21 protein-coding genes and 1 pseudogene are annotated in these 25,873 nt (G+C 74.5%); 11 read left to right on the top strand and 11 right to left on the bottom strand.

Annotated features, from left to right (window positions below; translation table 11 throughout):
- Positions 1-198: 198 nt before the first annotated feature.
- Both ABTZ91_RS26850 and ABTZ91_RS26845 read right to left on the bottom strand, forming a co-directional pair.
- Complete coding sequence (locus ABTZ91_RS26850; RefSeq protein ID WP_352079813.1) at positions 199-783, bottom strand: DUF3017 domain-containing protein; 585 nt, start codon at positions 781-783, stop codon at positions 199-201.
- 2 nt (positions 784-785) lie between these two features.
- Complete coding sequence (locus tag ABTZ91_RS26845) at positions 786-1,646, bottom strand: bifunctional methylenetetrahydrofolate dehydrogenase/methenyltetrahydrofolate cyclohydrolase (protein ID WP_345486169.1); 861 nt, start codon at positions 1,644-1,646, stop codon at positions 786-788.
- Positions 1,647-1,874: 228 nt separating this feature from the next.
- On the opposite strand from ABTZ91_RS26845, the gene ABTZ91_RS26840 reads away from it, so the two are divergent.
- Positions 1,875-2,513 carry an RDD family protein gene (locus ABTZ91_RS26840; RefSeq protein ID WP_352079812.1) on the top strand — a complete coding sequence of 213 codons (639 nt, stop codon included), beginning with the start codon at positions 1,875-1,877 and terminating at the stop codon, positions 2,511-2,513.
- Positions 2,514-2,687: 174 nt separating this feature from the next.
- On the opposite strand, the gene ABTZ91_RS26835 is transcribed toward ABTZ91_RS26840, so the two are convergent.
- Positions 2,688-4,160, bottom strand: coding sequence for a DUF2079 domain-containing protein (locus ABTZ91_RS26835; protein ID WP_407078029.1), 1,473 nt, complete (start codon positions 4,158-4,160; stop codon positions 2,688-2,690).
- Between the two features lie 307 nt (positions 4,161-4,467).
- Between ABTZ91_RS26835 and ABTZ91_RS26830 the strand changes: the two genes are divergently transcribed.
- From ABTZ91_RS26830 to ABTZ91_RS26810, 5 genes are all read left to right on the top strand, one after another.
- Positions 4,468-5,280 (top strand): FHA domain-containing protein, encoded by an 813-nt coding sequence (locus ABTZ91_RS26830; RefSeq protein WP_352079895.1) that lies wholly within the window; start codon positions 4,468-4,470, stop codon positions 5,278-5,280.
- On the top strand, positions 5,277-6,782 hold the full coding sequence (locus ABTZ91_RS26825) for a protein kinase domain-containing protein (RefSeq protein ID WP_352079810.1): 1,506 nt from the start codon (positions 5,277-5,279) through the stop codon (positions 6,780-6,782). Before ABTZ91_RS26830 ends, ABTZ91_RS26825 begins: the two co-directional genes overlap by 4 nt.
- Positions 6,783-6,841: 59 nt before the next feature.
- Positions 6,842-7,720, top strand: a complete 879-nt coding sequence (locus ABTZ91_RS26820) for a M23 family metallopeptidase (RefSeq protein ID WP_352079809.1) — start codon at positions 6,842-6,844, stop codon at positions 7,718-7,720.
- Between the two features lie 96 nt (positions 7,721-7,816).
- Positions 7,817-8,734 carry a hypothetical protein gene (locus tag ABTZ91_RS26815; protein ID WP_352079808.1) on the top strand — a complete coding sequence of 306 codons (918 nt, stop codon included), beginning with the start codon at positions 7,817-7,819 and terminating at the stop codon, positions 8,732-8,734.
- Between the two features lie 120 nt (positions 8,735-8,854).
- Positions 8,855-9,313, top strand: coding sequence for a hypothetical protein (locus ABTZ91_RS26810; RefSeq protein WP_352079807.1), 459 nt, complete (start codon positions 8,855-8,857; stop codon positions 9,311-9,313).
- A gap of 72 nt (positions 9,314-9,385) precedes the next feature.
- On the opposite strand, the gene purH is transcribed toward ABTZ91_RS26810, so the two are convergent.
- Positions 9,386-10,951: a bifunctional phosphoribosylaminoimidazolecarboxamide formyltransferase/IMP cyclohydrolase gene (purH, locus tag ABTZ91_RS26805; protein ID WP_352079806.1), complete on the bottom strand. Its 1,566-nt coding sequence runs from the start codon at positions 10,949-10,951 to the stop codon at positions 9,386-9,388.
- Positions 10,926-11,555 carry a phosphoribosylglycinamide formyltransferase gene (purN, locus tag ABTZ91_RS26800; RefSeq protein ID WP_352079805.1) on the bottom strand — a complete coding sequence of 210 codons (630 nt, stop codon included), beginning with the start codon at positions 11,553-11,555 and terminating at the stop codon, positions 10,926-10,928. Before purN ends, purH begins: the two co-directional genes overlap by 26 nt.
- A 207-nt stretch (positions 11,556-11,762) precedes the next feature.
- Here purN and ABTZ91_RS26795 point away from each other — a divergent pair, with 207 nt between their 5' ends.
- Complete coding sequence (locus ABTZ91_RS26795; RefSeq protein WP_352079804.1) at positions 11,763-12,458, top strand: hypothetical protein; 696 nt, start codon at positions 11,763-11,765, stop codon at positions 12,456-12,458.
- A gap of 159 nt (positions 12,459-12,617) precedes the next feature.
- Here the strand turns inward: ABTZ91_RS26795 and ABTZ91_RS26790 are convergent, their stop codons facing one another.
- On the bottom strand, positions 12,618-14,138 hold the full coding sequence (locus ABTZ91_RS26790) for a DUF6350 family protein (RefSeq protein WP_352079803.1): 1,521 nt from the start codon (positions 14,136-14,138) through the stop codon (positions 12,618-12,620).
- Positions 14,139-14,257: 119 nt separating this feature from the next.
- Between ABTZ91_RS26790 and ABTZ91_RS26785 the strand changes: the two genes are divergently transcribed.
- Positions 14,258-15,667, top strand: a complete 1,410-nt coding sequence (locus ABTZ91_RS26785) for a sigma factor-like helix-turn-helix DNA-binding protein (protein ID WP_352079802.1) — start codon at positions 14,258-14,260, stop codon at positions 15,665-15,667.
- Positions 15,668-15,809: 142 nt separating this feature from the next.
- Here the strand turns inward: ABTZ91_RS26785 and sucD are convergent, their stop codons facing one another.
- From sucD to ABTZ91_RS26765, 4 genes are all read right to left on the bottom strand, one after another.
- Positions 15,810-16,694 carry a succinate--CoA ligase subunit alpha gene (sucD, locus tag ABTZ91_RS26780; protein ID WP_345486177.1) on the bottom strand — a complete coding sequence of 295 codons (885 nt, stop codon included), beginning with the start codon at positions 16,692-16,694 and terminating at the stop codon, positions 15,810-15,812.
- Positions 16,695-16,713: 19 nt separating this feature from the next.
- Positions 16,714-17,892 carry an ADP-forming succinate--CoA ligase subunit beta gene (gene sucC, locus ABTZ91_RS26775; protein WP_345486178.1) on the bottom strand — a complete coding sequence of 393 codons (1,179 nt, stop codon included), beginning with the start codon at positions 17,890-17,892 and terminating at the stop codon, positions 16,714-16,716.
- A 623-nt stretch (positions 17,893-18,515) separates the two neighbouring features.
- Complete coding sequence (locus ABTZ91_RS26770; RefSeq protein ID WP_407078028.1) at positions 18,516-19,724, bottom strand: VWA domain-containing protein; 1,209 nt, start codon at positions 19,722-19,724, stop codon at positions 18,516-18,518.
- Positions 19,721-22,300, bottom strand: coding sequence for a DUF5682 family protein (locus tag ABTZ91_RS26765; RefSeq protein ID WP_352079801.1), 2,580 nt, complete (start codon positions 22,298-22,300; stop codon positions 19,721-19,723). The genes ABTZ91_RS26770 and ABTZ91_RS26765 overlap by 4 nt, the downstream gene beginning before the upstream one ends.
- Between ABTZ91_RS26765 and ABTZ91_RS26760 the strand changes: the two genes are divergently transcribed.
- Entirely contained in the window at positions 22,226-22,816 is a 591-nt protein-coding gene (locus ABTZ91_RS26760; protein WP_352079800.1) for a hypothetical protein, read from the top strand. The genes ABTZ91_RS26765 and ABTZ91_RS26760 overlap by 75 nt on opposite strands.
- On the opposite strand, the gene ABTZ91_RS26755 is transcribed toward ABTZ91_RS26760, so the two are convergent.
- Positions 22,786-23,958 (bottom strand): AAA family ATPase, encoded by a 1,173-nt coding sequence (locus ABTZ91_RS26755; RefSeq protein ID WP_352079799.1) that lies wholly within the window; start codon positions 23,956-23,958, stop codon positions 22,786-22,788. The two genes, ABTZ91_RS26760 and ABTZ91_RS26755, sit on opposite strands and share 31 nt — an antisense overlap.
- A 138-nt stretch (positions 23,959-24,096) precedes the next feature.
- On the opposite strand from ABTZ91_RS26755, the gene ABTZ91_RS26750 reads away from it, so the two are divergent.
- Entirely contained in the window at positions 24,097-25,482 is a 1,386-nt protein-coding gene (locus tag ABTZ91_RS26750) for an SWIM zinc finger family protein (RefSeq protein WP_352079798.1), read from the top strand.
- Positions 25,483-25,678: 196 nt separating this feature from the next.
- Positions 25,679-25,873: pseudogene (locus ABTZ91_RS26745) on the top strand (hypothetical protein); the annotation flags it as partial.

The following is a 25,873-nucleotide window of genomic DNA, read 5'->3' as shown; positions in this document are numbered from 1 at the left end:
GGGGCCCGCCCAATCCCCGCCCCCTTGTGGGACGGCTCACTGCCACCCGGCTACCGGACAGGCACGTACCGGAATGGTCACCTCCGTGCCACAGCGGTCCCGCAGCCCTTGAACCACCCTTGGCACGTACATGACCCTTGATCGCGGGGCGCCCGTCCTCCCTCGGGGGAGGGGACGGGCGCCCCGTCCTCCCGTCCGCTACGTCACCGTGAGGTGGAGGATGTCCTCCAGGAACGGGATCCGCAGCCACGGTTCGGGCTGCACCATGAGCGCGAGCAGCACGATCAGGCCGCCCATCACCCCGTACGTGATCATGTCGGTGAACCGGGAGCGCACCGCCAGCATGCCGACGGAAGGCAGGGCGCGCCGCAGCACCGCCCCGGTCAGGAGCGCGATCCCGACCAGCAGGGTGCCGACCCGGAACGACTGCGGGAACAGGTCGGTGCCGGTGACGAGCAGCCCGAGCGCGGTCATCCCGAGCACGGTGAGCAGCGGCCACTGACGGGCCGGCGCCGGGGCGTCCCCGGGTGCCGCCCGGCCGCCGCCCTCGGGGCGTGCGGTCGTGGTGGTCAGCTTCGCGCGGGGGTGCCGGCGCGAGACGGGCGCCTCGTCGGCACCAGCGGCGGCGCCACCGGCCCCGCCCGTACCACCGGAACCGCCCGCACCGCCCGTCGCGCCGGAACCGCTCGCACCGTCCGTCGCGTCGGCAGCGCTCGCACCGCTCGCACCGTCCGTACGGCCCGGCTCCTCCGGCGTGGCGGCGGAGGACACGGAGGAGGACACGGTCAGCGGATCCCGGCCGCGCGCTCCGCGGCCTCGACGACGTTCACCAGGAGCTGGGCGCGGGTCATCGGGCCGACGCCGCCGGGGTTCGGCGAGATCCAGCCGGCGACCTCGGCGACGCCCGGGTGCACATCCCCGACGATCTTGCCCTCGTCGTTGCGGGAGACGCCGACGTCGAGCACGGCCGCGCCCGGCTTCACGTCCTCCGGCTTGATCAGGTGCGGCACACCGGCCGCCGCGACGATGATGTCGGCGCGCCGCAGGTGCGCAGCGAGGTCCTTGGTGCCGGTGTGGCACTGCGTCACGGTGGCGTTCTCGGAGCGGCGGGTCAGCAGCAGCGGCATCGGGCGCCCGATGGTGACACCGCGGCCGACGACCACGACCTCCGCGCCCTTGATCTCCACACCGTGCCGGCGCAGCAGCGTGATCACGCCGTTCGGCGTGCACGGCAGCGGCGCGGGCTCGTTGAGGACCAGCCGGCCGAGGTTCATCGGGTGCAGGCCGTCGGCGTCCTTGGCCGGGTCCATCAGCTCCAGGATGCGGTTCTCGTCGATGCCCTTGGGCAGCGGCAGCTGCACGATGTACCCGGTGCAGGCCGGGTCCTCGTTGAGCTCCCGTACGACCGCCTCGATCTCCTCCTGGGTGGCGGAGGCGGGCAGCTCGCGCTGGATGGAGGCGATGCCGACCTGGGCGCAGTCGCGGTGCTTGCCCGCGACGTACTTCTGGCTGCCCGGGTCGTCGCCGACCAGGACGGTGCCGAGACCGGGCGTCACGCCCCGCTCTTTGAGGGCCGCCACACGGGCGGTCAGGTCGGACTTGATCGCGGCTGCGGTGGCCTTGCCATCGAGAATCTGGGCGCTCATGCGGGCCATCCTCCCGGATGACCCCCGCCGGTTTCCAATTCGGAAGCGGAGATTGCAGATGCACAACCGCACTGCGTATCGACTGGACAAGGGGTCCGCACTTTGACCACGATGATCTGCGCAGTGCCGCGGGCAGTGCTGGGGGGACAGACCGCTCTTCGTGTTCGCTGGCTTTCCTCGGTGCGGGCCGCGTCGTCCCCGCGAGATACCCCACGGAGGAACCCCTCGATGAGCTTCGGCGACCCGAACAACCCCTACGGGCAGCAGCCCGGTTACGGCCAGCCCCAGGGACAGCCCGGATACGGCCAGCCCCAGGGTCAGCCCGGATACGGCTACCCCCAGCAGGCCCCCCAGGGCGTGCCGCAGCAGTACGGCTACCCGCAGGCGCCGCCGGTCCAGCAGCCGTACGGCGGTGGCTACCCGCAGGCCCCGATGGGCTACGGGGCCCAGCCGCCGCTGGCCCACTGGGGCTGGCGCTTCCTGTCCCGCCTGATCGACACGGTCATCATGATGGGCCCGTACTACCTGCTGGTCGGCATCGGCGTGGCGGTCGACAACGAGGGCGGCGGTGTGGGCGGCGTCCTGGCCCTGGTCGCGTTCCTCTACATGGTCGGCATGTTCTTCTTCCAGGTCTACAAGGAGGGCGCCACCGGCCAGACCATCGGCAAGAAGATCGTCGGCACGCGCACGCTGCGCGAGGCGACCGGTGCCCCGCTCGGCTTCGGCATGGCCTTCCTGCGCCAGCTGGCCCACTTCGTCGACAGCATCGCCTGCTACCTCGGCTACCTGTGGCCCATCTGGGACGCCAAGAAGCAGACCTTCTCCGACAAGATCTGCAGCACCGTCGTCGTCAAGGAGAACCGCTGACCGCGGCACCCTGACGGACGGATGCGGGCGGGCCCCCGGTTCGAGGAGAACCGGGGGCCCGCCCGCGTGCGTGCGCGTGTCGTTCCGTACGCGCCTCTCGCGTACGCGGCTCCGCTCGTACGGGGCCTCTTGCGTATGCGTCTCCGTCCGTACGCGCCTCGTGCGCGTACGCGCCTATTTCCGCTTCAGCACCACGAACTGCCCCGCCTGCGCCGAGAGCTCGTAGCGCGCCTCCGGGTGGAGCTGGGCGGCCAGGCCGACCGGGTCGGTGACCGGCTGGGACCAGCCGGAGGCGAGGTCGAGGGCGAGATAGTCGGGGCTGACACCCTGGGCCCCGCCGACCCAGTAGACCTTGCGGTCCCCGGTCAGATGGGCCATCAGCGTCACGTTGGTCTCCACGCTCGTGCCCTCCGGCACCGCGGCCACCGCCCGCCGCGCGTCCAGGGTGCGGGCGTCGGTGCGGTAGGTCTCGGAGCGCAGCAGCTCGCGCAGCGGCATGTCCAGGGCGTGCACGATCGCGATCGCCGTGACGACGGGGACGACGACCTTCCCGTACGCCGAGAGCCAGGGGCGCGGCGAGCTGCGGACGGCGCGGACCGCGTCGACCAGGGCGAGGAAGACGACCGGCATGAGGATGGCGCTGTAGTGCCAGAGCATGCCCCAGTGGTTGGGGTCGTGGGAGAGGAAGCGCCAGCCGAGCGTCGGCAGCACGAGCAGCATCAGCGGCGACCGCAGGCACAGGAAGCCGGTGATGCCGACGAGGAAGAGGAGCATCTCCCACTTCTCGCCGTGCGCGAAGGCCCCGAGGACGGAGTCGAGGAAGGAGACCTCGGCGCCGTCGCCGGTCTTCTCGATCTTGGCCCAGTAGTCGTACTGGCCCACCCGGCTCGCGGCCGGGATGAGGACCAGCACGGTCAGCGCGAAGAACGCCGCGCCGAATCCGGCGAGGGCGGCGCCGAGCCGCTTCTGGCCCTTGACGACGAGGACGGCGCCGACCATGGCGACGGTCAGGCCCATGTCCTCCTTGACGAGGACGAGCGGCACGGACCAGGCGACGGCCGCGTTCCAGCGGCCCAGGAGCAGGGCCCGGCAGGTCAGGGCGAGCAGCGGGACGGCGAAGGCGATCTCGTGGAAGTCGGACTTGACCGCTTCCTGGAGCCCCCAGGACAGCCCGTACGCCACGGTGAGGCCGATCCCGGCCGCCCGGCTGCCGAGCACCTGCTGGGCGGTGCGGCCGACGACGACGGCGGAGGCGGCGAACAGCGCCGCCTGGGCGAGCAGCAGGACGAGCGGGGAGGACCAGACCCAGTAGAGCGGCGCGAGGAGCGCGGTCACCGGGCTGAAATGGTCCCCGAGTATGAGGAAGCCGGGGCCCTTGATGTCGACGATCGGCGCGCGCAGCTCGGCGTAGGCCCGGACGGACTGCTCGAAGATCCCGAGGTCCCAGGAGGGCGTGCGGAAGCGCTCGTACTGGACCCACGAGTAGAGGAAGTAGAGCCCGCAGAGGACGGTCGCGATCAGCGCGTACGGGAGGAGGGGCGCGGGCGCGGGCTCCGGCGGCGCCGCGGGAACGTCCTCGCCGGACGGCCGCCGGCCGTCCGCCGGGGCGGAGGGCTCCGCCGCGGAACCGTCGTGCACATCCAACACCGTGCCCCCATGGACCAGCCGCCGACAAAGAGCAACCCATTAGAACAGAGTCCACTCGACCGGCGGAATCGACGGCGGGGGGCGGGGGCAGGGGACGCGGGTGTCCGGGAGCCGGGGGCGGGGGCAGGGGACGCGGGTGTCCGGGAGCCGGGGGCGGGGGCCGGGAGCCGGTGACGGCGCGGCGGTCCGCCGGCAGGCGGTGGCGGAGGGCCGGCGGATCGGTGGCCGGCGTTCCGCGGTCGTTTATCGCGGCTCCCTACCCTCGCCTCGGCAGACCTCGGGGAAAGGAAGCGCCATGTCCACCGACATGTCCGGCTCCACACACAGCACCCTGCACAGCACGCCGTACGACACCCGGTACAGCATCATCGTGGTGCCCGCCCACTCCGCGGGGACCACCGACCAGATCAGGCTGGCCCCCGGCGACCGGCTCCACTTCGGCCGGACGGCCCCCCGCCCGGCCACCGGCCCCGCGGGAGCCGTCATCGGCCCGCGGCGGCATCTGGACATCCCGCATCCCGGGGTGTCCCGCTCGGCGGGCGAGATCGGCGCCACCGGCGACCACTGGGTCCTCAGCAACTTCAGCCGCGCCGCCACCTACGTCGTGGAGAACCCGGAGGGCGCCGGAGAACACATCAAGATCGCGCCGGGGCGGGTCGGCGCGCCCGTACCGTTCGAGTTCTCCCGGGTCGTGCTGCCGGCCGGCGGGGAGCTGATCGACTTCTCGGTGTGGGCGCCGCGCCACGACTACGTGGAGCACCTGCCCGGCGCCGACGGCGGCGAGCCGACCGCGCTCGCCTTCCCGCTCGACCGGACCAAGCGGTACTTCCTGGTCCTGGCCGCGCTGTGCGAGCCACGGCTGCGGGGCAACCCGCACGCCCCGCTGCCCACCGTCGACGCGGTGGCCACCCGCCTGAAGCCGGTGTGGCCGGGCGCCAACCGGGCGGCGGTGCAGTGGAACATCGACTACCTGGCCGTGAAACTGCGGCTCAAACCCGGCCCCGAGCACGCGGACGCGGGGCCCCGCCTCAACGGCAAGAAGGAGACGCTGGTCTCCCTCGCCCTCCGCTTCGACCTCGTCCGCGAGGACGACCTGACGGCCCTGGCGGTGGCCCGGTGACCGCTCTGCCCCGCGACTCCTCCGCCCTCGACGGCTTCCCGCTGGTCGTGGAGCCGGGCTACCGGGTCGGCGCCTGGACGGTCGAGCGGCCGCTCGGCGCGGGCGCCTTCGCCAGCGTGTACGCGGCACACCGGACCACGGCCCCCGCCACGACACCCCGGACCCCCGGCACCGGCCACCGCGTCCCCGCCACGGACCACCGTGCCCCCGCGACCGACGACCGCGCCCCCGGCACCGGCACCGGCACCGGCCACCGCGTCCCCGGCACCGACCTCCCGGAGACCGTGGCACTGAAATTCCTGCCGACCGGCACCCGCACCCCGCGTGGGCTGCGCCATCTCAAGGATCTCGCCGAGCGCGAGATCGAGCTCCTGAGCCGGTTGCGGGCGCCCCGGCTCATCCGGCTGTACGAGACGCTCACCGTCGACGACCCCGCCGACCCGGAACTGGACGGCGCCACCGTCCTCGTACTCGAACAGGCCGAACGGTCCCTGCAGTCCGTTCTCGACGCGGCCGGCCCCACGCCCCTGCCCGACGGGCCCGCCCTGCTCGTGCAGATCTGCGAGGGCCTCCACCAGCTCCACGACGCCGGCTGGGTCCACGGCGACCTCAAACCCGGCAACGTGCTCCTGATGGCCGACGGCGGCGTACGGCTCGGCGACTTCAGCACCGCCTGCGAGCTGGAGGGCACCCACGCCTATGGTCCCGGCTTCGCCACGCCCGACTACACCCCGCCCGAGCTGCTCTGGCCGGAGACCGGCGTCCGCGGTGTCCGGGTCCGGCCCAGCGGCGACATCTGGGCCTTCGGCGTCCTCGCCCACCTCGTCCTCACCGGCACCCACCCGCTGCCCGGCGGCACCCCGGCCGCCCGCCGCGACGCCGCCCTCGGCTACGCCCGCGGCACCGAGGACCTGCGCCTCTCCCCCGCCCTGCCCGAACCCTGGCGCCGGATCGTCGCCGACTGCCTCGGACGCACCCACGAGACCCGTTACCCGCACGACGCCACCCTGCTCCTGGAGCGGGTGCGGGAGGCGGCGCGGGGGCGGGTGCCGCGGCGGCGCGGCCGGGCCCGGGCGCTGGTACGCGGGACGGTGCTGGTCGCGGCCGGGGCCGTGCTCGGTCTCGGGGCGGGTCCGGTCACCTCGGGCGGCGGGGCCCCGGAGCCGGGCTACGAACGGTGTACGCCCGGCGCCGTGTGCTTCTTCGGCAAGCGCGACGGCAAGGGCGAGATGTGCCTGTGGCAGGGCAGCGCGAAGGACTGGGCCGCGAGTGACGCCACGCGCTGCCCCTGGGCGATCACCGGCCCGGTCAGGTCGGTGTTCAACAACGGGTTCGGACCCGAGGAAGGGACCTCCCTCCCCGACGTCGACTACTACGCCGAGGGCGCGCACCAGCAGCACCTCGGCTGTCTGCGCCGGGGGACCCGGCTGAACTTCTCGGCGCCGGTGCGCCCGCGCTCACACGCGTGGGTCACCCGGTGCACCGCACCCTCTGAGTTGTGAGTACGCACGGGGCGGCGCGCGCGGTGACGGTGGTGACTCCTCGGAAGAAAGGGGTTCCCATGTCCTTCACATCACCGCGCGCCGCCCTCGCGCTGCTTCTGGCCCTCGCGGCCGTCGCCGCTGGTGTCCTCCTCACCGCCGGCACCGGCACCGCACGGGCCGCCGCCCCGCCGCCGGGCAAGCCGGCCTTCCAACTGCCCTTCGCCTGCGGGACGACGTGGCAGCTCGACACCTGGGGCCACGACCCCGCCCTCGACATCGTCGCCGAGGGGAACCCGGGCTCGGCCGGCCGCCCGGTGTACGCCTCCGCGCCCGGCACCGTCTCCGCCGCGTACTGGAACAACGGCTCCGGCAACACCCTCCAGATCAACCACGGCAACGGCTGGTTCACCGCCTACTACCACCTCCAGGAGGCCCCCGACGCCTTCGTGCGCGTGGGCCAGGCGGTCACCGGCGCGACCCGGATCGGCAGCGTCGGCACCACGGGTGCGTCCACCTGGGCCCACCTCCACTACGAGCAGCGCCACCGCGCCTCCGGGGACTTCACCGACGAGTCCCACCGCGTGCCGGTCCACTTCGACGGCGTCGAGTACAGCGGCCCCCACGCCGAGTGGCCGTCCGTCACCAGCCGGAACTGCTCCGCCCCGCAGCCGGCGCCGTGGGCGGGCTGCCCGGCCGGTCACGTCTGCTTCTACTCCGGCACCGGCGGCACGGGCACGGTCTGCACGACCGCCACGGACGCCCCCTCCGGCACCTGCGGTCTGCGCCGGTCCTTCTTCAACAACGGCAACCCCCAACCCGGTTACGACCACGTCTACGTCGGCTTCGCCGAGGGCGGCTCACAGTGCCTGCACTACGGCTGGGCGGAGGGACGCGGCGACTTCCCGCCCGGTGGCCGGACGATCGCGTCGGTGCGGTGGGGCGGGGAGTGCCCGTAGGGCTCCCTAGGAGTTACGAGGTACCCCCGGCCGGGCCGCGGCCTCATGGTGTGACTGCGCCGCGGAGGAACGGCGCGGCCACGAGGGGGACCGAGGATGAAACGCGTGTTCGTGCGGCTGTGCGCGGTCGTGGCGGTCGTCGCGGCCGTCACGACCGGATGCGCCGAGGAGACCTCCCGGCCCGGACCGGGGTCCGGGTCCGGGTCCGGGGCGCGGCCCGCGGCCGGTCCGGGGCCCGAGCTGACCGAGGCCGAGAAGCTGCGGATCTCCGACGCCCACGAGGTGCTGATCAAGCGGTGCATGAACCGGGCCGGCTTCTCGTACTGGACCGGTCCGCGCCTGAGCCTGGCCGAGAGCCGCACGCCGGGATACGTCAGCGACGACCTCGCCTGGGCCCGGACGCACGGCTACGGCAGCCGGATCCAGGGGAAAGTGGACCGGGCCCGGCAGGCGAACCCGAACGGCACCTACCGGGCCCGGCTCTCCGCCGAGCGCCGCCGGGCGTACGACCAGGCGCTCGACGGCGGCTCGGAGGCGACCGTGCTCACCGCCCGGCTCCCGGACGGGCGCGGCTCCATCCGAAAACGCCTCGGCGGCTGCTCCCTGGAGGCCGAGAAGACGCTGTACGGCGCCCCGGAGGCCTGGTTCCGGGCCGACAAGGCGGCCGGCAACCTCCAGCCGCTGTACGTCCCCCGGATCCTGCGCGACGAGCGGTTCACCGCCGCCCTCGCGTCGTGGGCCGCGTGCATGAAGCGGTCCGGGTTCCCGTATCCCGATCCGACGGCCGCCCGCGAGGCGGCGGGCCGGGCCGGAGACTTCGCCACCGAGGTCCGCACCGCGGTCGCGGAGGCGGAGTGCGCCCGGACGACCGGCCTCGCCTCGGTCGCCCGTGAGCGCCAGACCCACTACCTGAACGCCCTGCGCCCCGAGTACGGCGAGACGCTCGACACCCATCGGCGGCTGCAGCGCCAGGCCCTCGAGCGCGCGGCCCGGATCACCGGCCCCCGCGTCTGACGCCCCACCACGGCCATGCCCCGAGTTGTCCCACCGCGCAATGACCCGGATATCCCGAGGTACCCCACCACGCGATATCCCGAATGTTCCGAAATGCTCCACTACCGATGGGAGTGCTCCATGCGCACGTTCGGCAAGTCCCTCGCCGCGCTCGGCCTGGCCGTCGCCGGCCTGGTGGCCCCCGCGGCCTCCGCCCAGGCCGCCGGCACCGGCGCGACCGGCAACTGCGACAGCGTCTGGCCGGGTCGCAACGGCAATGTGTACGCGTACGACCAGACGCACTGTTCCGGCTACCTCGGCGGTACGCCGGGCGACGACGCCGACTGGAACGCGGCGGGCGGCGGCTTCACCAACGCGGCCAACAGGGCCTCGTCCGTGATGAACGCCGGCTACACGGGCAGCTACGCCATCGTGGCGTTCTACTACTACGCGGGCTACGGCGGCGGCTACAGCTGCCTGTCGCCGTACGAGTACTACGTCGACGACCTGTCCCGCAACACCTTCAGCAACGGCCGCAACATGAACGACAACATCGTGTCCCACAAGTGGGTCAACACCTGCGACCGCTGGATGAGCTGACCACGGACGCACGCCAGGGCCCGCCGGTACGCGGCTCGTACCGGCGGGCCCCGGCGTCGCTCGACGCGGGGATCAGTGGAAGAAGTGGCGCGTGCCCGTGAAGTACATCGTCACGCCCGCCTTCTTCGCGGCCTCGATCACCTGCTCGTCCCGCACCGAACCGCCCGGCTGGACGACCGCCTTCACGCCGGCGGCGGTCAGGATCTCCAGGCCGTCGGGGAAGGGGAAGAACGCGTCGGAGGCGGCGTACGAGCCGCGGGCCCGCTCCTCGCCGGCCCGCTCGACGGCCAGCTTCGCGGAGTCGACGCGGTTGACCTGGCCCATGCCGACGCCGACCGAGGCGCCGTCCTTGGCGAGCAGGATCGCGTTGGACTTGACCGCGCGGCACGCCTTCCAGGCGAAGGACAGCTCGGCCAGCTCCTCGGCCGAGAGGGCCTCGCCGGTGGCGAGGGTCCAGTGGGCCGGGTCGTCGCCGTCGGCCTGGAGGCGGTCGGTGACCTGGAGGAGGGCGCCGCCGTCGATGGGCTTGACCTCGACCGGGTTCGCCGGGGCGCCCTCGGCGCGCAGCACGCGGATGTTCTTCTTGCGGGCGAGGATCTCCACCGCGCCGTCCTCGTAGCCGGGGGCCACGATGACCTCGGTGAAGATCTCGGCGACCTGCTCGGCCATCTCGACCGACACCGGGCGGTTGACGGCGATCACGCCGCCGAACGCGGACAGCGGGTCGCAGGCGTGGGCCTTGCGGTGCGCCTCGGCGACGTCGGCGCCGACCGCGATGCCGCACGGGTTGGCGTGCTTGATGATCGCGACGCACGGCTCGTCGTGGTCGTACGCGGCCCGGCGCGCGGCGTCGGTGTCCGTGAAGTTGTTGTACGACATCTCCTTGCCGTGCAGCTGCTCTGCCTCGGCGAGGCCGCCCGTGCCGTCGACGTACAGCGCGGCGCCCTGGTGGGGGTTCTCGCCGTAGCGGAGCACGTTCTTGCGCTCGTAGGTGGCGCCGAGGAAGCCGGGGAAGCCGCTGTCGTCGGCCGCCGCGTAGTCGTCGGCGAACCAGCCGGCGACGGCCACGTCGTACGCGGCGGTGTGCCGGAAGGCCTCGGCGGCCAGCCGCTTGCGGGCGGCCAGGTCGAAGCCGCCGGCCTTGACCGCGCCGAGGACGTCGGCGTAGCGCTCGGGGCTGGTGACGATGGCCACCGACGGGTGGTTCTTGGCGGCGGCGCGGACCATGGACGGGCCGCCGATGTCGATCTGCTCGACGCACTCGTCGGGGGTGGCGCCGGAGGCGACGGTCTCCCGGAACGGGTAGAGGTTCACGACGACCAGGTCGAAGGGCTCGACGCCCAGCTCGGCCAGCTGCTCGCGGTGGGACTCCAGGCGCAGGTCGGCGAGGATGCCGGCGTGCACGCGCGGGTGGAGGGTCTTGACCCGGCCGTCCAGGCACTCGGGGAAGCCGGTCAGCTCCTCGACCTTGGTGACCGGAACGCCGGCCGCGGCGATCTTCGACGCGGTGGAGCCGGTGGAGACCAGCTCGACCCCGGCCTCGTGCAGACCGCGGGCCAGCTCCTCGAGCCCCGTCTTGTCGTAGACGCTGACCAGCGCGCGGCGGATGGGCTTAACGGTGTCCGTGTTCACCGACATGAACCTTTCGTCCCTCAATGCTGTAGCCGTTGCGGGCGAGGCGCCCCACGACCTCGACGAGCAGCGAGCGCTCGACTTCCTTGATGCGCTCGTGGAGCGCGGCTTCATCGTCCTCGTCCCGCACCTCGACCACGCCCTGCGCGATGATCGGGCCGGTGTCGACACCGTCGTCGACGAAGTGGACGGTGCATCCGGTGACCTTCGCCCCGTAGGCGAGCGCGTCGCGCACGCCGTGGGCACCGGGAAAACTGGGGAGCAGCGCCGGGTGGGTGTTGACGAACCGGCCTCCGAAGCGGGCGAGGAACTCCTTGCCGACGATCTTCATGAAGCCGGCCGAGACGACGAGGTCCGGCTCGTACGCGGCGGTGGCCTCGGCCAGGGAGCGGTCCCACAGCTCGCGCGTCGCGTAGTCCTTGACGCGGCACACGAAGGTGGGGAGCCCGGCGCGTTCGGCCCGGTCGAGTCCGGCGATGCCGTCGCGGTCGGCGCCGACGGCGACGATCTCGGCGCCGTAGCCCTCGGGGTCGGCGGCGATCGCGTCGAGCAGTGCCTGGAGGTTCGTGCCGGAACCGGAGACCAGGACGACGAGGCGGGCGGCAGCCACTGGGTCACTCTTTCCGTGGTGTTTGTGCGGTCGTACGAACGAATCGCGTCCCTCGATACGGGGAACCCTACGAAGGGGCCGACCGTCAGCAACGATACCGGCACTCCGGACGGCCCCCACGGGACGGGGGCGGGGCCGGGCGGTAGCGTCTGGGTCCGACGACACGCCACACCCGCGCACGACAGACAGAGGGAAGACATCCAGCACATGCCGGATCGCCAGTCCACGAACGACGACAACCCGTTCGCACCGCCCCCGGAGGGGCAGCCGGACCAGCCGTGGCAGCCGCGGCGCCCGGAGGGTCAGGAAGGGCAGCAGGGACAGGGGGGACAGGGGGAGCAGGGTTCCCAGGGGGACGGTTCGGCGTCCGGTCCGGGCTGGAGCAGCAGCCAGCCCGGACGTTCCTCCGACGGTTTCGGCCGCCGTCCCGAGCAGCCCTCGGGCGGCGGCCAGGGCGGCCCCGAGGGCGGTCAGGGTCCGGGCCTCCGCTGGGACCCGACCGACCCGGCCCAGCGGCGGGCGCGGTACGCGGTGCTCTCGGGCATGTGGGCGTTCTTCTTCGCGATCTTCGCCATCCCCGAACTGGCGCTGCTGCTCGGCGCGCTCGGCGTGTACTGGGCGATCAGCGGCCTGCGCGCCGCCCCGAAGAGCCCGGAGGGCCCGCAGTCCCCCGCCCAGACGGCCGCCGCCTCGGGCGCGGCCCGCTCCCAGCGCACGGCCGCGATCAGCGGCCTGGTCGCCTCCGCGGTGGCGCTGCTGATCGTCGCGAGCGGCTTCGCGATGCACCTGGTCTACCGGGACTTCTACGAGTGCCGCGCCGACGCCCTGACCAAGCAGAGCCAGCTGGCCTGCAACGACCTGCTGCCGAAGCCGCTGCAGGACACGTTCGGGGTGCGGGAGTAGGACGGCGGGGCGGCGGCGGACGACGGCGGGCGGGAGCGGGTCGGCCCCGCGCGGGCGGTGCCATGCCGTGCGGGCGGTGCCCATGCCGTGCTCGCGGTGCCACGTCGTGCGATGGCACGCGTACGGCGGTGCGCGGACCGGGACCGAGTACGGCGGAGGTCAGCTCTCCGCAGCTGGGGGCGGCGGCGGTGTGGCGGGCTCGGCCGAGGGCTCCCACGCCGCGGGGAGGAAGCCGTAGGCCTCGTCGGACGCGTCGTCGTCCAGGGCGTCCAGGGCATCGAGGGCGGCGAGGGCGCCGGCGGTCGCGAGGGAAGCGTGCGGGGAGCCGGTCCCCTGTCGGTTCTTGCCGGCGGAGGCGCCCGGCCCCGTTCCGGAGCCCGTTCCAGCACCCGGACGTGAGGCGGAGGGCGCCGGTGCGGCCGGGGACGCGGCCGAGGCGGCCACCCGGTCGGACGCCCGTTCGGACGCGCGGCGCAGGCGGCGGCGCCCCCAGGCCCGTACCGCCAGGGCCGTCGGCGCGCCCAGGGCCGTGCACCACAGCACCGCCGCCGCGCCCGTCTGCCACCACACCGGGCCGAAGGCCGCGAGCCGGTCCGATCCCAGCGGGCCACCGGCCGCCGCCGCGAGGGCCGCGACGGCCGCGCCGCAGGCCCAGGACGCCCCGAGCACGGCCAGCACCGTCTCCCGGCCCGTCCAGGCGCGGGCCGCCCCGCCCACGCGGCGCCCGAGCGCCAGGGCGGCCACCGCCGGGATCACCGCCGCCGTCCAGTGCAGCCACCGGGTGGGGCCCTCGCCGGGGAGCGCGGCGAGCAGCGGGAAGTCGGGCACGGCCGGGGTGCCGGTGAAGCCGAGCGGGGTGACCAGGGCGTCGGTACCGAGCGAGAAACCGGGGCCGAGCTCGTACGAGACGCTCCAGACGACGGCGTTCGGCAGCAGCGCCAGCACCAGCAGGGCCAGGGACGCCCGCCCGGACCACTCCCCCGCCAGGCCGTGGAAGGACGCCTGTGCCGCGCCGACGTGCCAGAGCAGCGAGACGGCCGTGAGCAGGGAGGCGCCGCCGAGGAGGCCGGCCAGCGCCAGTCCGGCCGCGCGCAGGGCGACCGCGCTCTGCTCCCGGCCGGGCAGCGGGCGGCCGTGCGCCGTCCAGGCGCCCGCCGCCGCGGCGGCGAGGACGGTGGCCGGGGTCCAGGCGCCGGCGGTGGGCAGGTCCGCGGGCAGCGTCCCGGCCTCCGTGTAGACCAGGACCACGGCCGCGACCAGCAGGTATCCCCCGGCGACGGCGGCGACGGCACCGGCCGTCGAGGGCGCGGGAGCGCCGTCGTCCGGATCGAGGGTGTCGCGGACCGCCCGGTGCGCGAGCCACAGCGGCAGGACGCTGAGCAGCAGCGGGGTGACGCCGAGGGGCGCGGGGACACCGGACACGGTGTCGGTGCGGATCAGGTCCGCGCCGTGGGCGAGCAGCCACAGGCCGGCGGCGGTGTGCAGGGCGCCGCCGGGGCCGCTGCCGGAGAAGGGCGAGGCGATCCAGGCGGCGATCACGAGGACGGAGAGCGCGCCGAGTCCGAGGCCGGCCGCGACGCCGCCGCGCACGACGGCGGTGGCCAGGGCCGCGGAACGGAGACCCCGGGTCGCGGCGGTGTCGGGCGCCAGCGGCGGGCGCTGCTCGGTCGCGTACGTCACGGGGCCATGCTGCCAGCGACACGCTGTTCGTCCTCGTAACAGGCGAATGACCGTTGTGTCGATCAATATACGTTTATGTACTTTTCCGCCCAGAGCTGCGCCGCGGGAGGTCGACGCCGATGAGTCCGACGAGTCCGTCCGTCTCGCTGCCTTCGCCCAAGGAGAGGCGCCGGTTGCGTGAGGTGCTCTCGCTGAGCGAGGAGCAGGTCGCGGAGGCTCTGGGGGTCACCCGTGCCACCGTCCGCGCCTGGGAGACCGGCCGCAGTTCCCCGAGGGGGCGCAAGCGGGAGGCGTACGCGAAGCTGCTCGGCGTGTACGAGGAGCCGACGGCGCCCCGCACGGAGAAGCCCGCCCGCCCGGCACCCGCCGCCACCCGACCGCGCCCGGCCGCCAAGGGCACGGCCCGGCCCCCGAAGGCCGTGGTGCCCTCCGGAGCTCGGGACGCCTCCCGCCCGCCGCGGGAGCGTCTGGAACCGGCCCCTGTGGACCCGACCACCGCGGAGTCGTCCGAGGAGGGCCCGGAGGGCTCCCCCGCGCCGCGGACCGTGGTGCGGGGCGAACGGGGCGCCGAGGCGGCGGAGCGCGCGTCCGGAGAGCTCACCGCCGAGCCGGTCGCGGCCGGGGACGCCGTCGGGCGCCACGAGTCGGCCGCGTTCGCGGACACCATCGCGCCCGCCAAGGCGGACGAGGCCGATGCGGCCGATGAGGCCGACGAGCCGGATCGGCCCGCGCTCACCCCGGAGGCGGCCTTCGACGCGCTGTACGCGTACGCGGCCCCCGGGCTCGTCCACCAGACCTATTTGCTCACGGGCCGCCGCCGGCTCTCCCGCGAGTCGGTCGAGCACGCCTTCCACCACGCCTGGCAGCACTGGCCCGAGGTCGCCGTCGACCGCGATCCGGTGGGCTGGGTGCGCGCGGCGGCGTACGAGTACGCGCTCTCGCCCTGGCACCGCTTCCGGCGCCGCCACCGGCACCCCGACTCGCCGCCGACCGACGCGTCCCGGCGCGCCCTGCTGGGGGCGCTCCTGGAGCTGCCGCCCCCGTACCGCCGTACCGTCCTGCTCTACGACGGCCTCGGCCTCGACCTGCCGGAGACGGCCGCGGAGACCGAGGCGAGCACACCGGCGGCCGGCAACCGGCTGCTGCACGCCCGCGCGGTCATCGGGCGGCGGGTGCCGGAGCTGGCGGACCCCGAGGCCCTGCAGCGCCGGCTGAGCGCGCTCGTCGCGGAGGCGCCGACGGCGACGCTGGCCCCGGCGAGCAGTGTGCGGACCGGCAGCGAGCGGCGGACCCGGTTGTTCACCCGGGCGGTGATGGGGGTGACGGCCGCGCTGATCGGCGTCACGGCCTTCACGGCGGCGACCGCGCCGACCCGGTACATCCCCGTCAACGTGCCCGGCCAGGTCGTCGACGGCGTCCCGGTCCGCGGCGGCCCGCAGAAGCTGCGCCCGGAGGACAGGGAACTCCGCGACAAGCTGCGCTCCGCCCCGAACCCGGGTCCTGAGCGGCTGGTCCCGCGCCCCGAGTGAGCGCGTCGGTGAGCGCGTGCATGGGCACATGAGGTGACGCGTACGTGAGTGGGCCCCGCCCCCGCCCGGTCTCCCGGGAGGGGCGGGGCCCACTCACGTACGGCCGTCAGCTTCGTGGCGACCTGTCAGGCTGCTGTGCGAGTCAGCCCGCGAGGATGGCGCGCGCCAGCTTGGCGGTCTCGGTCGGGGTCTTGCCGACCTTGACACCGGCGGCCTCCAGGGCCTCCTTCTTCGCCTGGGCGGTGCCGGAGGAGCCGGAGACGATGGCGCCGGCGTGGCCCATGGTCTTGCCCTCGGGGGCGGTGAAGCCCGCGACGTACCCGACGACCGGCTTGGTGACGTTGGCCTTGATGAAGTCGGCCGCACGCTCCTCGGCGTCGCCGCCGATCTCGCCGATCATGACGATCAGGTCGGTGTCCGGGTCGGCCTCGAAGGCCGCCAGGCAGTCGATGTGCGTGGTGCCGATGACCGGGTCGCCACCGATGCCGACGGCGGAGGAGAAGCCGATGTCACGGAGCTCGTACATCATCTGGTACGTCAGCGTGCCGGACTTCGAGACCAGGCCGATGCGGCCCGGCTTGGTGATGTCGCCCGGGATGATGCCGGCGTTGGACTGGCCCGGGGTGATGAGACCGGGGCAGTTCGGGCCGATGAGGCGGGTCTTGTTGCCCTTCTCCACCGCGTACGCGTAGAACGCGGCGGAGTCGTGGACCGCGATGCCCTCGGTGATGACCACGGCGAGCGGGATCTCGGCGTCGATCGCCTCGACCACGGCGGCCTTGGCGAAGGCCGGCGGGACGAAGAGGACCGAGACGTTGGCGCCGGTCTCCTTCATCGCCTCGGCGACGGTGCCGAAGACCGGGACCTCGGTGCCGTCGAAGTCGACCTTGGTGCCGGCCTTGCGCGGGTTCACGCCGCCGACGATGTTGGTGCCGTCACCCAGCATGAGCTTGGTGTGCTTCATGCCCGTGGCACCGGTCATGCCCTGGACGATGACCTTGCTGTCCTTGTTGAGGAAGATAGCCATGGCTGTTTGTCCTCGTCCCTTACTTCGCAGCCGCGAGCTCGGCGGCCTTGTCGGCCGCGCCGTCCATGGTGTCCACGCGCTGGACCAGCGGGTGGTTGGCGTCCGACAGGATCTTGCGACCCAGCTCCGCGTTGTTGCCGTCGAGGCGCACGACCAGCGGCTTGGTGACCTCGTCGCCACGGGAGGCGAGAAGCTCCAGGGCCTGCACGATGCCGTTGGCGACCTCGTCACAGGCGGTGATGCCGCCGAAGACGTTGACGAACACGGACTTGACGTCCGGGTCGCCGAGGATGATCTCCAGGCCGTTCGCCATGACCTCGGCGGAGGCGCCGCCGCCGATGTCGAGGAAGTTGGCGGGCTTCACGCCGCCGTGGTTCTCACCGGCGTACGCGACGACGTCCAGGGTCGACATGACCAGGCCGGCGCCGTTGCCGATGATGCCGACCTCGCCGTCGAGCTTGACGTAGTTGAGGCCCTTGGCCTTGGCAGCAGCCTCGAGCGGGTTGGCTGCGGCCTTGTCCTCGAGCGCCTCGTGCTCGGGCTGACGGAAGTCGGCGTTGGCGTCCAGGGACACCTTGCCGTCGAGGGCGATGACGTCGCCGGAGGCGACCTTCGCCAGCGGGTTGACCTCGACGAGGAGGGCGTCCTCGGCGACGAAGGTCTTCCACAGGGTCACGAGGATCTCGGCGACCTTCTCGGCCACGTCGGCCGGGAACTTCGCCTGCGCGACGATCTCGCGGGCCTTCTCGATGTCGACGCCGTTGTTGGCGTCGACCGGCACCTTCGCCAGCTTCTCGGGGGTCGTCGCGGCGACCTCCTCGATGTCCATGCCACCGGCGACGGAGGCCATGGCGAGGAAGGTGCGGTTGGTGCGGTCGAGGAGGTACGAGACGTAGTACTCCTCGAGGATCTCCGGAGCGGTCTCCGCGATCATCACCTTGTGGACCGTGTGGCCCTTGATGTCCATGCCCAGGATGTCCGTCGCGCGGGCGACGGCCTCGTCCGGGGTGGCGGCCAGCTTGACGCCGCCGGCCTTGCCGCGGCCGCCGACCTTCACCTGCGCCTTGACGACCGACTTGCCGCCAAGCCGCTCGGTGGCCTCGCGCGCCGCCTCAGGCGTGTCGATGACTTCACCGGCCAGCACCGGTACACCGTGCTTGGCGAAGAGGTCCCTCGCCTGGTACTCGAACAGGTCCACGCGCGTCCCTTTTCTAGATGATCGCGGTTCGTTGTCTGCGTGGGCGTGCCGCGAAGGGCAACGTGACTGCGCTGTCACTAGGGAGGCGTACACGGTGTCCGTGGACGCGGCATGTCCGTCTCGCAGGTTATCCCCGAGGGCCGTGGGTCCCTAAATCGCAGGTCACAACGGAGCGGTGATACGGGTCACAGATCGTAGGGGCGACGGGGCGTTCCGTAGGCCCTGCGACGGCGGCTCCCGGCGCCCTCGGGGCAGGCCGCGCGCGGGCGTCCGGCCCCTCACGGCGCGCCGTGCGGTGACGTGAGGGCCGCCGGGGCCGGAGTGTGATATGGCCCTCAGTGACAGGTCGGCCGCACATGGGGCACCCGTCCGGGTGGTGTCGCGGCAACGGATTCCGTACGGGTCCGGTGAACGGGGGTCGTGCGGATTCCGTACGGGTCCGGTGACGGATTCCGTAGGGGCCGGCCAGTGTCGTGCGGGTTTCCTCCTACGTGCGCCGGGGCGGGGCCGGGCGGGCGTCCGGGGGTGGGGGTCAAGCGGCGGGGGCCAGTGTCGGGGGGCAAGTGTCCGGGGCCAAGTGTCGGGGGGGCGCGTGTCGGGGGGCAGGCGCAAGGCGGCGGGGCTCACGCGTCGGCGGCGGGTATCGGCAGCGGGCGCTTCTCGAGGGCGGCGGCCATCACCTCGGGGAAGAGGTCGGGGGTGCAGGCGAAGGCGGGGGCGCCGAGGGCCGCGAGCGCGGCCGCGTGCTCCCGGTCGTAGGCGGGCGCGCCCTCGTCGGAGAGCGCCAGCAGCGCGACGAACTGCACGCCCGAGGCCTTCATCGCGGCGACCCGCTTGAGCATCTCGTCGCGGATGCCGCCCTCGTAGAGGTCGCTGATCAGGACGACGACGGTGTCGGCCGGGCGGGTGATCCTCGACTGGCAGTAGGCGAGCGCGCGGTTGATGTCCGTGCCGCCGCCGAGCCGGGTGCCGAAGAGCACGTCGACGGGGTCGTCGAGCCGGTCGGTGAGGTCGACGACGGAGGTGTCGAAGACGACGAGTCGGGTGGTGATCGCCCGCAGGGAGGCGAGGACGGCGCCGAAGACGGAGGCGTAGACGACGGAGGCGGCCATGGAGCCGGACTGGTCGATGCACAGGACGACCTCCTTCCTGACCGCTCTGGACGCCCTGCCGTAGCCGATCAGCCGCTCGGGGACGACCGTGCCGTACTCCGGCAGGTAGTGCGCGAGGTTGGCGCGGATGGTGCGGTCCCAGTCGATGTCCCGGTGGCGGGGGCGGCTGATGCGGGCCGAGCGGTCCAGGGCGCCGGTGAGGGTGGCCCGGGTGCGGGTGGCGAGCCGCCTCTCCAGGTCGTCGACGACCTTGCGGACGACGGCCCGAGCGGTCTCCTTGGTGGTCTCCGGCATGGCCTTGTTCAGGGACAGCAGGGTGCCGACGAGATGGACGTCCGGCTCGACGGCCTCCAGCGTCTCGGGCTCCAGGAGCAGGGTGGCGAGCCCGAGGCGGTCGATCGCGTCGCGCTGCATGACCTGGACGACGGTGCTGGGGAAGTACCTGCGGATGTCGCCGAGCCAGCGGGCCACGGAGGGCGCGGATCCGCCGAGCCCGGCCGAGCGCTCGCGGCCGCGCGGCGCCTTGTCGTACAGGGCGGCGAGGGCGCCGTCCATGGCGGCGTCGGTGCCGGTGAGGGCGCGGCCGGTGCCGTCGGCCTCACCGCCGCCGAGGACCAGCCGCCAGCGGCGCAGCCGCTCGTCGTCGGCGGTCACGAGGTCGGGGACGGGAACGGGGACATGGTCGGGGACGGGGACGGGCGGGTGCGGGGTCGCGTTCATGCGGGTGCCTCCGTGCCGAGGATGAGGTGGAGCAGGGGCAGGACGGCGTCGGCGCGCCGCTCGTCGGCGTCCGGCGCGAAGCCGGGGACGGCGGCGGCCTGGCCGGGGCCGCCGACGGCGGGGCCACGGGCGACGAGCTCGCCGAGGGCGCGGCGTACGCCGGACTCGTACGCGGCGAAGGTCCGGCGCAGCAGGGGCAGCACGTCGGTGAACGCCTCGGCCGGTACGGCGCCCAGCCAGTCGTCGACCAGACCGAGCAGCCGCTCGTCGTGGACGAGGAGCAGACCGCCTCCGGAGGCGCCGCCGACGAAGCCCTCGATCCACGCGGCGGCGTCGGCGGGCGGGGCACCGGGCGACAACGCGAGACCCATCAGCCGCGCGGCCTCCCCCTCGGCGATCCGCCCCTCGTCGAACAGCAACCGCGCGGCCCGCCCCCGCACCACCCCCGGCACCCGCTCCCGCCCGACCAGCCGCCCCAGCACGCCGCTCCACCGTGCGGCGAGCCCGGTGTCGTGGTCGGGGGCCTCCCCCCTGACGGGCGGCCCGTTGTGCCCTGGGGAGAGCCGGGCCGTGGCGGTCTCGATGTCGTCGACGGTCCGGGCGGCGGGACCGGCGCCCTGGACGGCCTGGACGGCCTGGGCGCCGGCGGGCAGGGCGGTGGCGGGCGGGGCTGCCTCGGCCCCGGCCGGTCCGCCGTCGTGGGCCTGGGCCGGCCCGTCGTCCTCCGGCGCGGGCCGTTCCTCGGGGCCGGTGGCGGGGGACGGGGGCAGCCCGTCGGGGCGGACCGCTGGGGGGCCGGCCAGGGGCGCGAGCAGGCCGATCGCCGTGTGGACGGCGTCGATTCGGTCGCGCATGTCGGCGGCGGCGTCCGGGTCGAGGCCCGTGCAAGCGGGTGGAAGGCCGACGCAGATGCGTTCGGCGAGGCCGGTGGCGACCTCGGCGAGGGCGGTCGTGTCGGTGGCGCGCACGTCGCCGTAGCGGAGGGAGCGGGCGAGCGCGGGCAGGGCCTGGGCGAGGTGGGCGACGTCCGCGTCGAGGGCGGCGCGGTCGGCGAGCGCGTGCAGCACGGCGGGCAGGGCGTCACCGAGCCCGGCGAGCAGGCACTGCTCGGCGAGGGCGGTGACGGTCGCGAGGTCCTCCGCCGCGGCGGCCTGCGCGGCTGCCTTGGCGGTGGCCGCGGCCTCGACGGTGGTGCCCCAGACGCCCGCCTCGGCGACCTGGACGTGGAGCTCGGGCTCCCAGCGAAGCCGCCAGCTCTCCCGGAAGGTGCCGGTGGAGCCGCGGCCCGCCACGGGTGTGCCCCAGCCGACGCCCAGCAGCCGGAGCCGATGGAGCAGCCGGCTGCGGGCCGCGTCGTTGTCCCTGCGCAGGTCGAGGTCGAGCTCGCGCTCGTGCGCCTCGGGCTTGAGGCGCAACGCTCGCTGGAGCCGTTCGAGGTCGCGCTGGAGCGGTACGGCGGGGGCGCCGGCCGGGACCGTGCCGAGGACGTCGCCGACGACGAGCCGGTCGCGGACCAGGTCGAGGGGCACGTCGGAGCCGTCGCCCATGACGGCCCGGACGGCGTCGATGGTCTCGCCCAGGCCGGGCAGCGGCCGGCCACGCAGCACGGCGAGGGTGTCGGCGAGCCGCACCGCCTCGATGACATGGGCGGAGGAGACGGGCAGGTCCTCGTCCCGGAAGAGCCCGGCGACCTTCGTCATCCACCGCTCCACGGGCCGGTCGGGGGCGGAGAACAGGTGCGCGTACCAGCCGGGGGCGTCGATGCCCGCGCCGTAACCGGAGCGGCGGGCGAGGCGGCGGTGGGTCCACGGCACCCAGGTCAGCTCGGTCTTCACCTTGGGCAGCCCCTTGAGCAGGGCCCGGTCGGCGGTGACCCGGCTCCTGCGGAGCAACGCGGGCACGTGCCAGGCACCGCAGACGACGGCCACGTCGTCGCCGAACTCCTTCTGCGCGGCCCGCAGCTGGATCCGCATGTACGCCTCGCGCACCAGGTCGCGCGGGTGGCCCCCGTCCCCGTACGCCTCGCGCAGCGCGCCCATGGCGTCGGCGAGGGCCTCGAAGGGGGCGAAGGGGTCGGCGGCGCCGCGCAGTTCCACGACGTCCTCCCACCAGCGCTCGGCGTCGTCGTAGCCCGCGGCGCCGGCGAGCTCGGCGACGGGGTCGACGCGCAGTCCCTGGCCGGCGACCTCGTCCTCGTCGCCCCAGGTGGGGTCCGTGGCGGCGAGGGTGTGGGCGGCGGGCAGGTCGATGAAGCGGACGGCGGCGCCGTGGGCGAGGGCCCAGCGGATGGCGACCCACTCGGGCGAGAACTCGGCCATGGGCCAGAACGCGGCCCGCCCCGGGTCGTCCGCGGCGTGCGCGAGCAGGGCGACGGGAGGCCGCATCTCCTCGTCCGCAGCGAGCGCGACCAGCGCGTCGCCTTCGGGCGGCCCCTCGATGAGCACGGCCTTGGGCCGCCCCGCCTCCAAGGCCGCGGCCACGGCCCGGGCCGAGCCGGGCCCGTGGTGCCGCACGCCGAGCACGAGTGGCCCGGGGCCGGTGGTGCCGGCACGGCGTGCACCGACGGGGGTACGCACGCCGACGGCACCGGCGACGGCGGTGCGGGCCTCGCCGAGGGGGCCCTCGCCCACGCGGGCGTCCACCGTGCCGGCACCGGCCTCGGTGGAGCGGGCCCCGCCGCCGACGCTCGTCCCAACGGCCCGGGCCCGGCCCTCTCCGCCCCGGCCGACGCCGGCACGTACCTCACGGCCGGCCGCCCGGCCGACGCGGACCTCCCCGGCACGTACCTCACCACCGGCCACCTCCCCGACGCGAGCCGCTCCGGCGCGGGCGACGGCCGCCGCACGGCCCTCACCACCCAGCGCCTCACCACCGGCCACCTCGCCGACGCGGGCCTCGCCGGCCCACGCACCGGCAGCACGCACCTCACCCCCCAGCGCCTCACCGCCGACGCGGAGCTCCCCGCCCCGCGCAACGGCAGCACGCACCTCGCCACCCAGCGCCTCACCCGCACCGATTCCCGCGCCCCTGACCCGCGCGGCCGGGCCGCCCATGCGCCGCGTCATGCGCTCACCTCGCGGCAGGCGCGGTAGAAGTCCTTCCAGCCGTCTCTCTCGCGGACCACCGTCTCCAGGTACTCCTGCCAGATCACCCGGTCGGCCGCCGGGTCACGGATCACCGCGCCGAGCAGACCGGCGGCGACGTCGGCGGAGCGCAGCACGCCGTCGCCGAAGTGGGCGGCGAGGGCGAGTCCGCCGGTGACGACGGAGATCGCCTCGGCCGTCGAGAGCGTCCCGGAGGGCGACTTGAGCTTGGTGCGGCCGTCGGTGGTCACGCCGTCGCGCAGCTCGCGGAAGACGGTGACGACCCGGCGGATCTCGTCCACGCCCTCCGGCACGGCGGGGAGGTCGAGCGAGCGCCCGATCTGGTCGACGCGCCGCGCGACGATGTCCACCTCGGCGTCCGGGGTGGCGGGCAGCGGCAGCACGACGGTGTTGAAGCGGCGGCGCAGCGCGCTGGAGAGCTCGTTGACGCCGCGGTCACGGTCGTTGGCCGTGGCGATGAGGTTGAAGCCGCCGACGGCCTGCACCTCCTCGCCCAGCTCCGGGATGGGCAGGGTCTTCTCGGACAGGATCGTGATGAGGGTGTCCTGCACGTCGGCGGGGATGCGGGTCAGCTCCTCGACGCGGGCGGTCATGCCGTGCGCCATGGCCCGCATGACGGGGCTGGGCACGAGGGCGTCGCGGCTGGGGCCGTGGGCGAGCAGCCGCGCGTAGTTCCAGCCGTAGCGGATGGCCTCCTCGGGGGTGCCGGCGGTGCCCTGGACGAGGAGCGTGGAGTCGCCGCTGACGGCGGCGGCCAGGTGCTCGGAGACCCAGGTCTTGGCGGTGCCGGGCACGCCGAGCAGGAGCAGGGCGCGGTCGGTGGCGAGGGTGGTGACGGCGACCTCGACGATGCGACGCGGACCGACGTACTTGGGTGTGATCACCGTGCCGTCGGGGAGCGTGCCGCCGAGGAGATAGGTGGCGACGGCCCAGGGCGAGAGGCGCCAGCGGGTGGGGCGCGGCCGGTCGTCGGCGGCGGCGAGTGCGGTGAGTTCGTGGGCGAAGGCGTCCTCGGCGTGCGGCCGCAGGACCGTCTCGCGGGAGGTGTGCGCGGCGGTCGCCGCGGTGGTCGCCGTGGCAGTCGCGGTGGTCGCCCCGGCAGTCGCGGTGGTGGTTTCGGGCAGGGTCATGGGTCCCCCTCCAGATCGTTCGACCTGCTGTGCGATCCACGGTGCCCCATGCCACTGACAATCGGCTCGCGGCCGGGGAAACCGCAGGTGGGAGGCGGTCGAGGGGCATTGTCAGTGGTGGCCCGTACGGTCGTTCGTATGACTGAGCAGGGGGTGCGCTGGACGGCGGATCAGGTGCTGGCACTGGCTCCTGACGACGCGTCGCGCAGGGCGGGAGGCAAGCTGGGCGTGGCCGGCCCGTGGTCCGGGACGGGCTGCGGCGGTCGGGGGGCCGTGTGGGGGCTGTGCAGAGGCAGCGGGCGGACGCCGTACCGGACGGTCGTGGACACCACCGGCCCGGCCTACGCGTGCAGTTGTCCGAGCCGGAAGTTTCCGTGCAAGCACGCGCTGGGGCTGTTGTTGCTGTGGGCCGGCGGCGGGGTGCCGGACACGGAGGCGGGGGCGCCGGACTGGGCGGAGAAGTGGCTGGCGGGGCGGCGCGAGCGGGCCGAGGGGGCGCGCGCCGAGGCGGACACCGGCCCGGCCGATCCGGAGGCGGCGCGGCGCCGCTCGGAGCGGAGGGCGGCCCGGATCACCGCGGGCGCGCAGGAGTTGGAGCGGCGGCTCGCGGATCTGCTGCGCGGCGGGCTGGCCTCGGCCGAGACCGCCGGGTACGGGCTGTGGGAGGAGACCGCGGCCCGCATGGTCGACGCGCAGGCGCCGGGGCTCGCGAGCCGGGTGCGGGAGTTGGGGGCGATACCGGGCTCGGGGGCCGGCTGGCCGGTGCGCCTCCTGGAGGAGTGCGCGCTGACCCATCTCCTCGACCGCGCCTGGCTGTCCACCGACCGGCTGCCCGGCCCGCTGGCGGCGACGGTACGGAGCCGGGTCGGCCTGTCGGCGCCGCCGGAGGGTCCCGTGGTGCGCGACGGGTGGCTGGTGCTCGCCCAGTACGACTCGGCGGACGGCCGTCTGACGACCCGCCGCGTCTGGCTCCACGGCCGCACCAGCGGCCGCACGGCCCTCCTCCTCTCCTTCGGCGCCGCGGGCCGGGCGCCCGAACTCGCGCTGCCGGTCGGGTCGGTGCTCGACGCCGCACTGCGGCCGTACGAGGGCGGGGGCGGCCTCCGCGCGGAGCTGGTCGAGCGCTTCGGCCTCTCCCCCTCGACCGCCCCGCCCTCCGGCACCTCCCTCGCCGACGCCCTCGCCGCCTACGGCCGGGTCCTGAAGGAGGACCCCTGGCTGGACACCTGGCCGGTCACCCTCTCCGGCGTCGTCCCGGCCCGCGCGGACCACGGCTGGCAGCTGGCCGACGCGGGTGGAGCGGAGCCGCCGGAGCCGGTCCCCCCGAGCGCCGGGGGGCGCGCGGACGAGCGCGGCGCCGTGCCGCTGACGCGGGGCGCGCAAGGGCGTTCCGGGCTGTGGCGTCTCGTCGCCCTGTCGGGCGGGGGGCCGATCACCGTCTTCGGAGAGATCGGGCATCAGGGGTTCACCCCGCTGGCCGCCTGGGCTCCGGAGGCGCCCGAGGAGACGGTGCCGCTCGTCTGAAACGTCGCACGTCGACCGTCGAACGTCGCCGCCCCCCCGCCCGGGGAGACGGTGCCGCTCGCCTGAAACGTCGCACGCCGACCGTCGACCGTCGCCGCCCGCCGGGGAGACGGTGCCGCCCGTCTGAAACGTCGCACGCCGACCGCCGACCGTCGACCGTCGCCGACCACTCGGCCACACACGTCTGGAGGAGTCCATGGACGCCTGGGAAGAGCTCGTCACGTCGGCACTGCTGGGCACCGACCGGAAGCCGCCCGCCGGGAGCGCGGGGGACGCGGCGGCCGTCGCGCTGCTCGACGCGGCCGCCGTGCACACCGTACGGCGCCGGGCGGGGCTGCGGCCCGGTCCGGCGGCGGCCCCGCTGGAGGCGGCGCCCGAGGACGGCCGGCGG

Source organism: Streptomyces sp. NPDC126499, from assembly GCF_040302485.1.
Taxonomy (GTDB): domain Bacteria; phylum Actinomycetota; class Actinomycetes; order Streptomycetales; family Streptomycetaceae; genus Streptomyces.
This window is presented reverse-complemented; position numbering and strand designations above follow the sequence as displayed.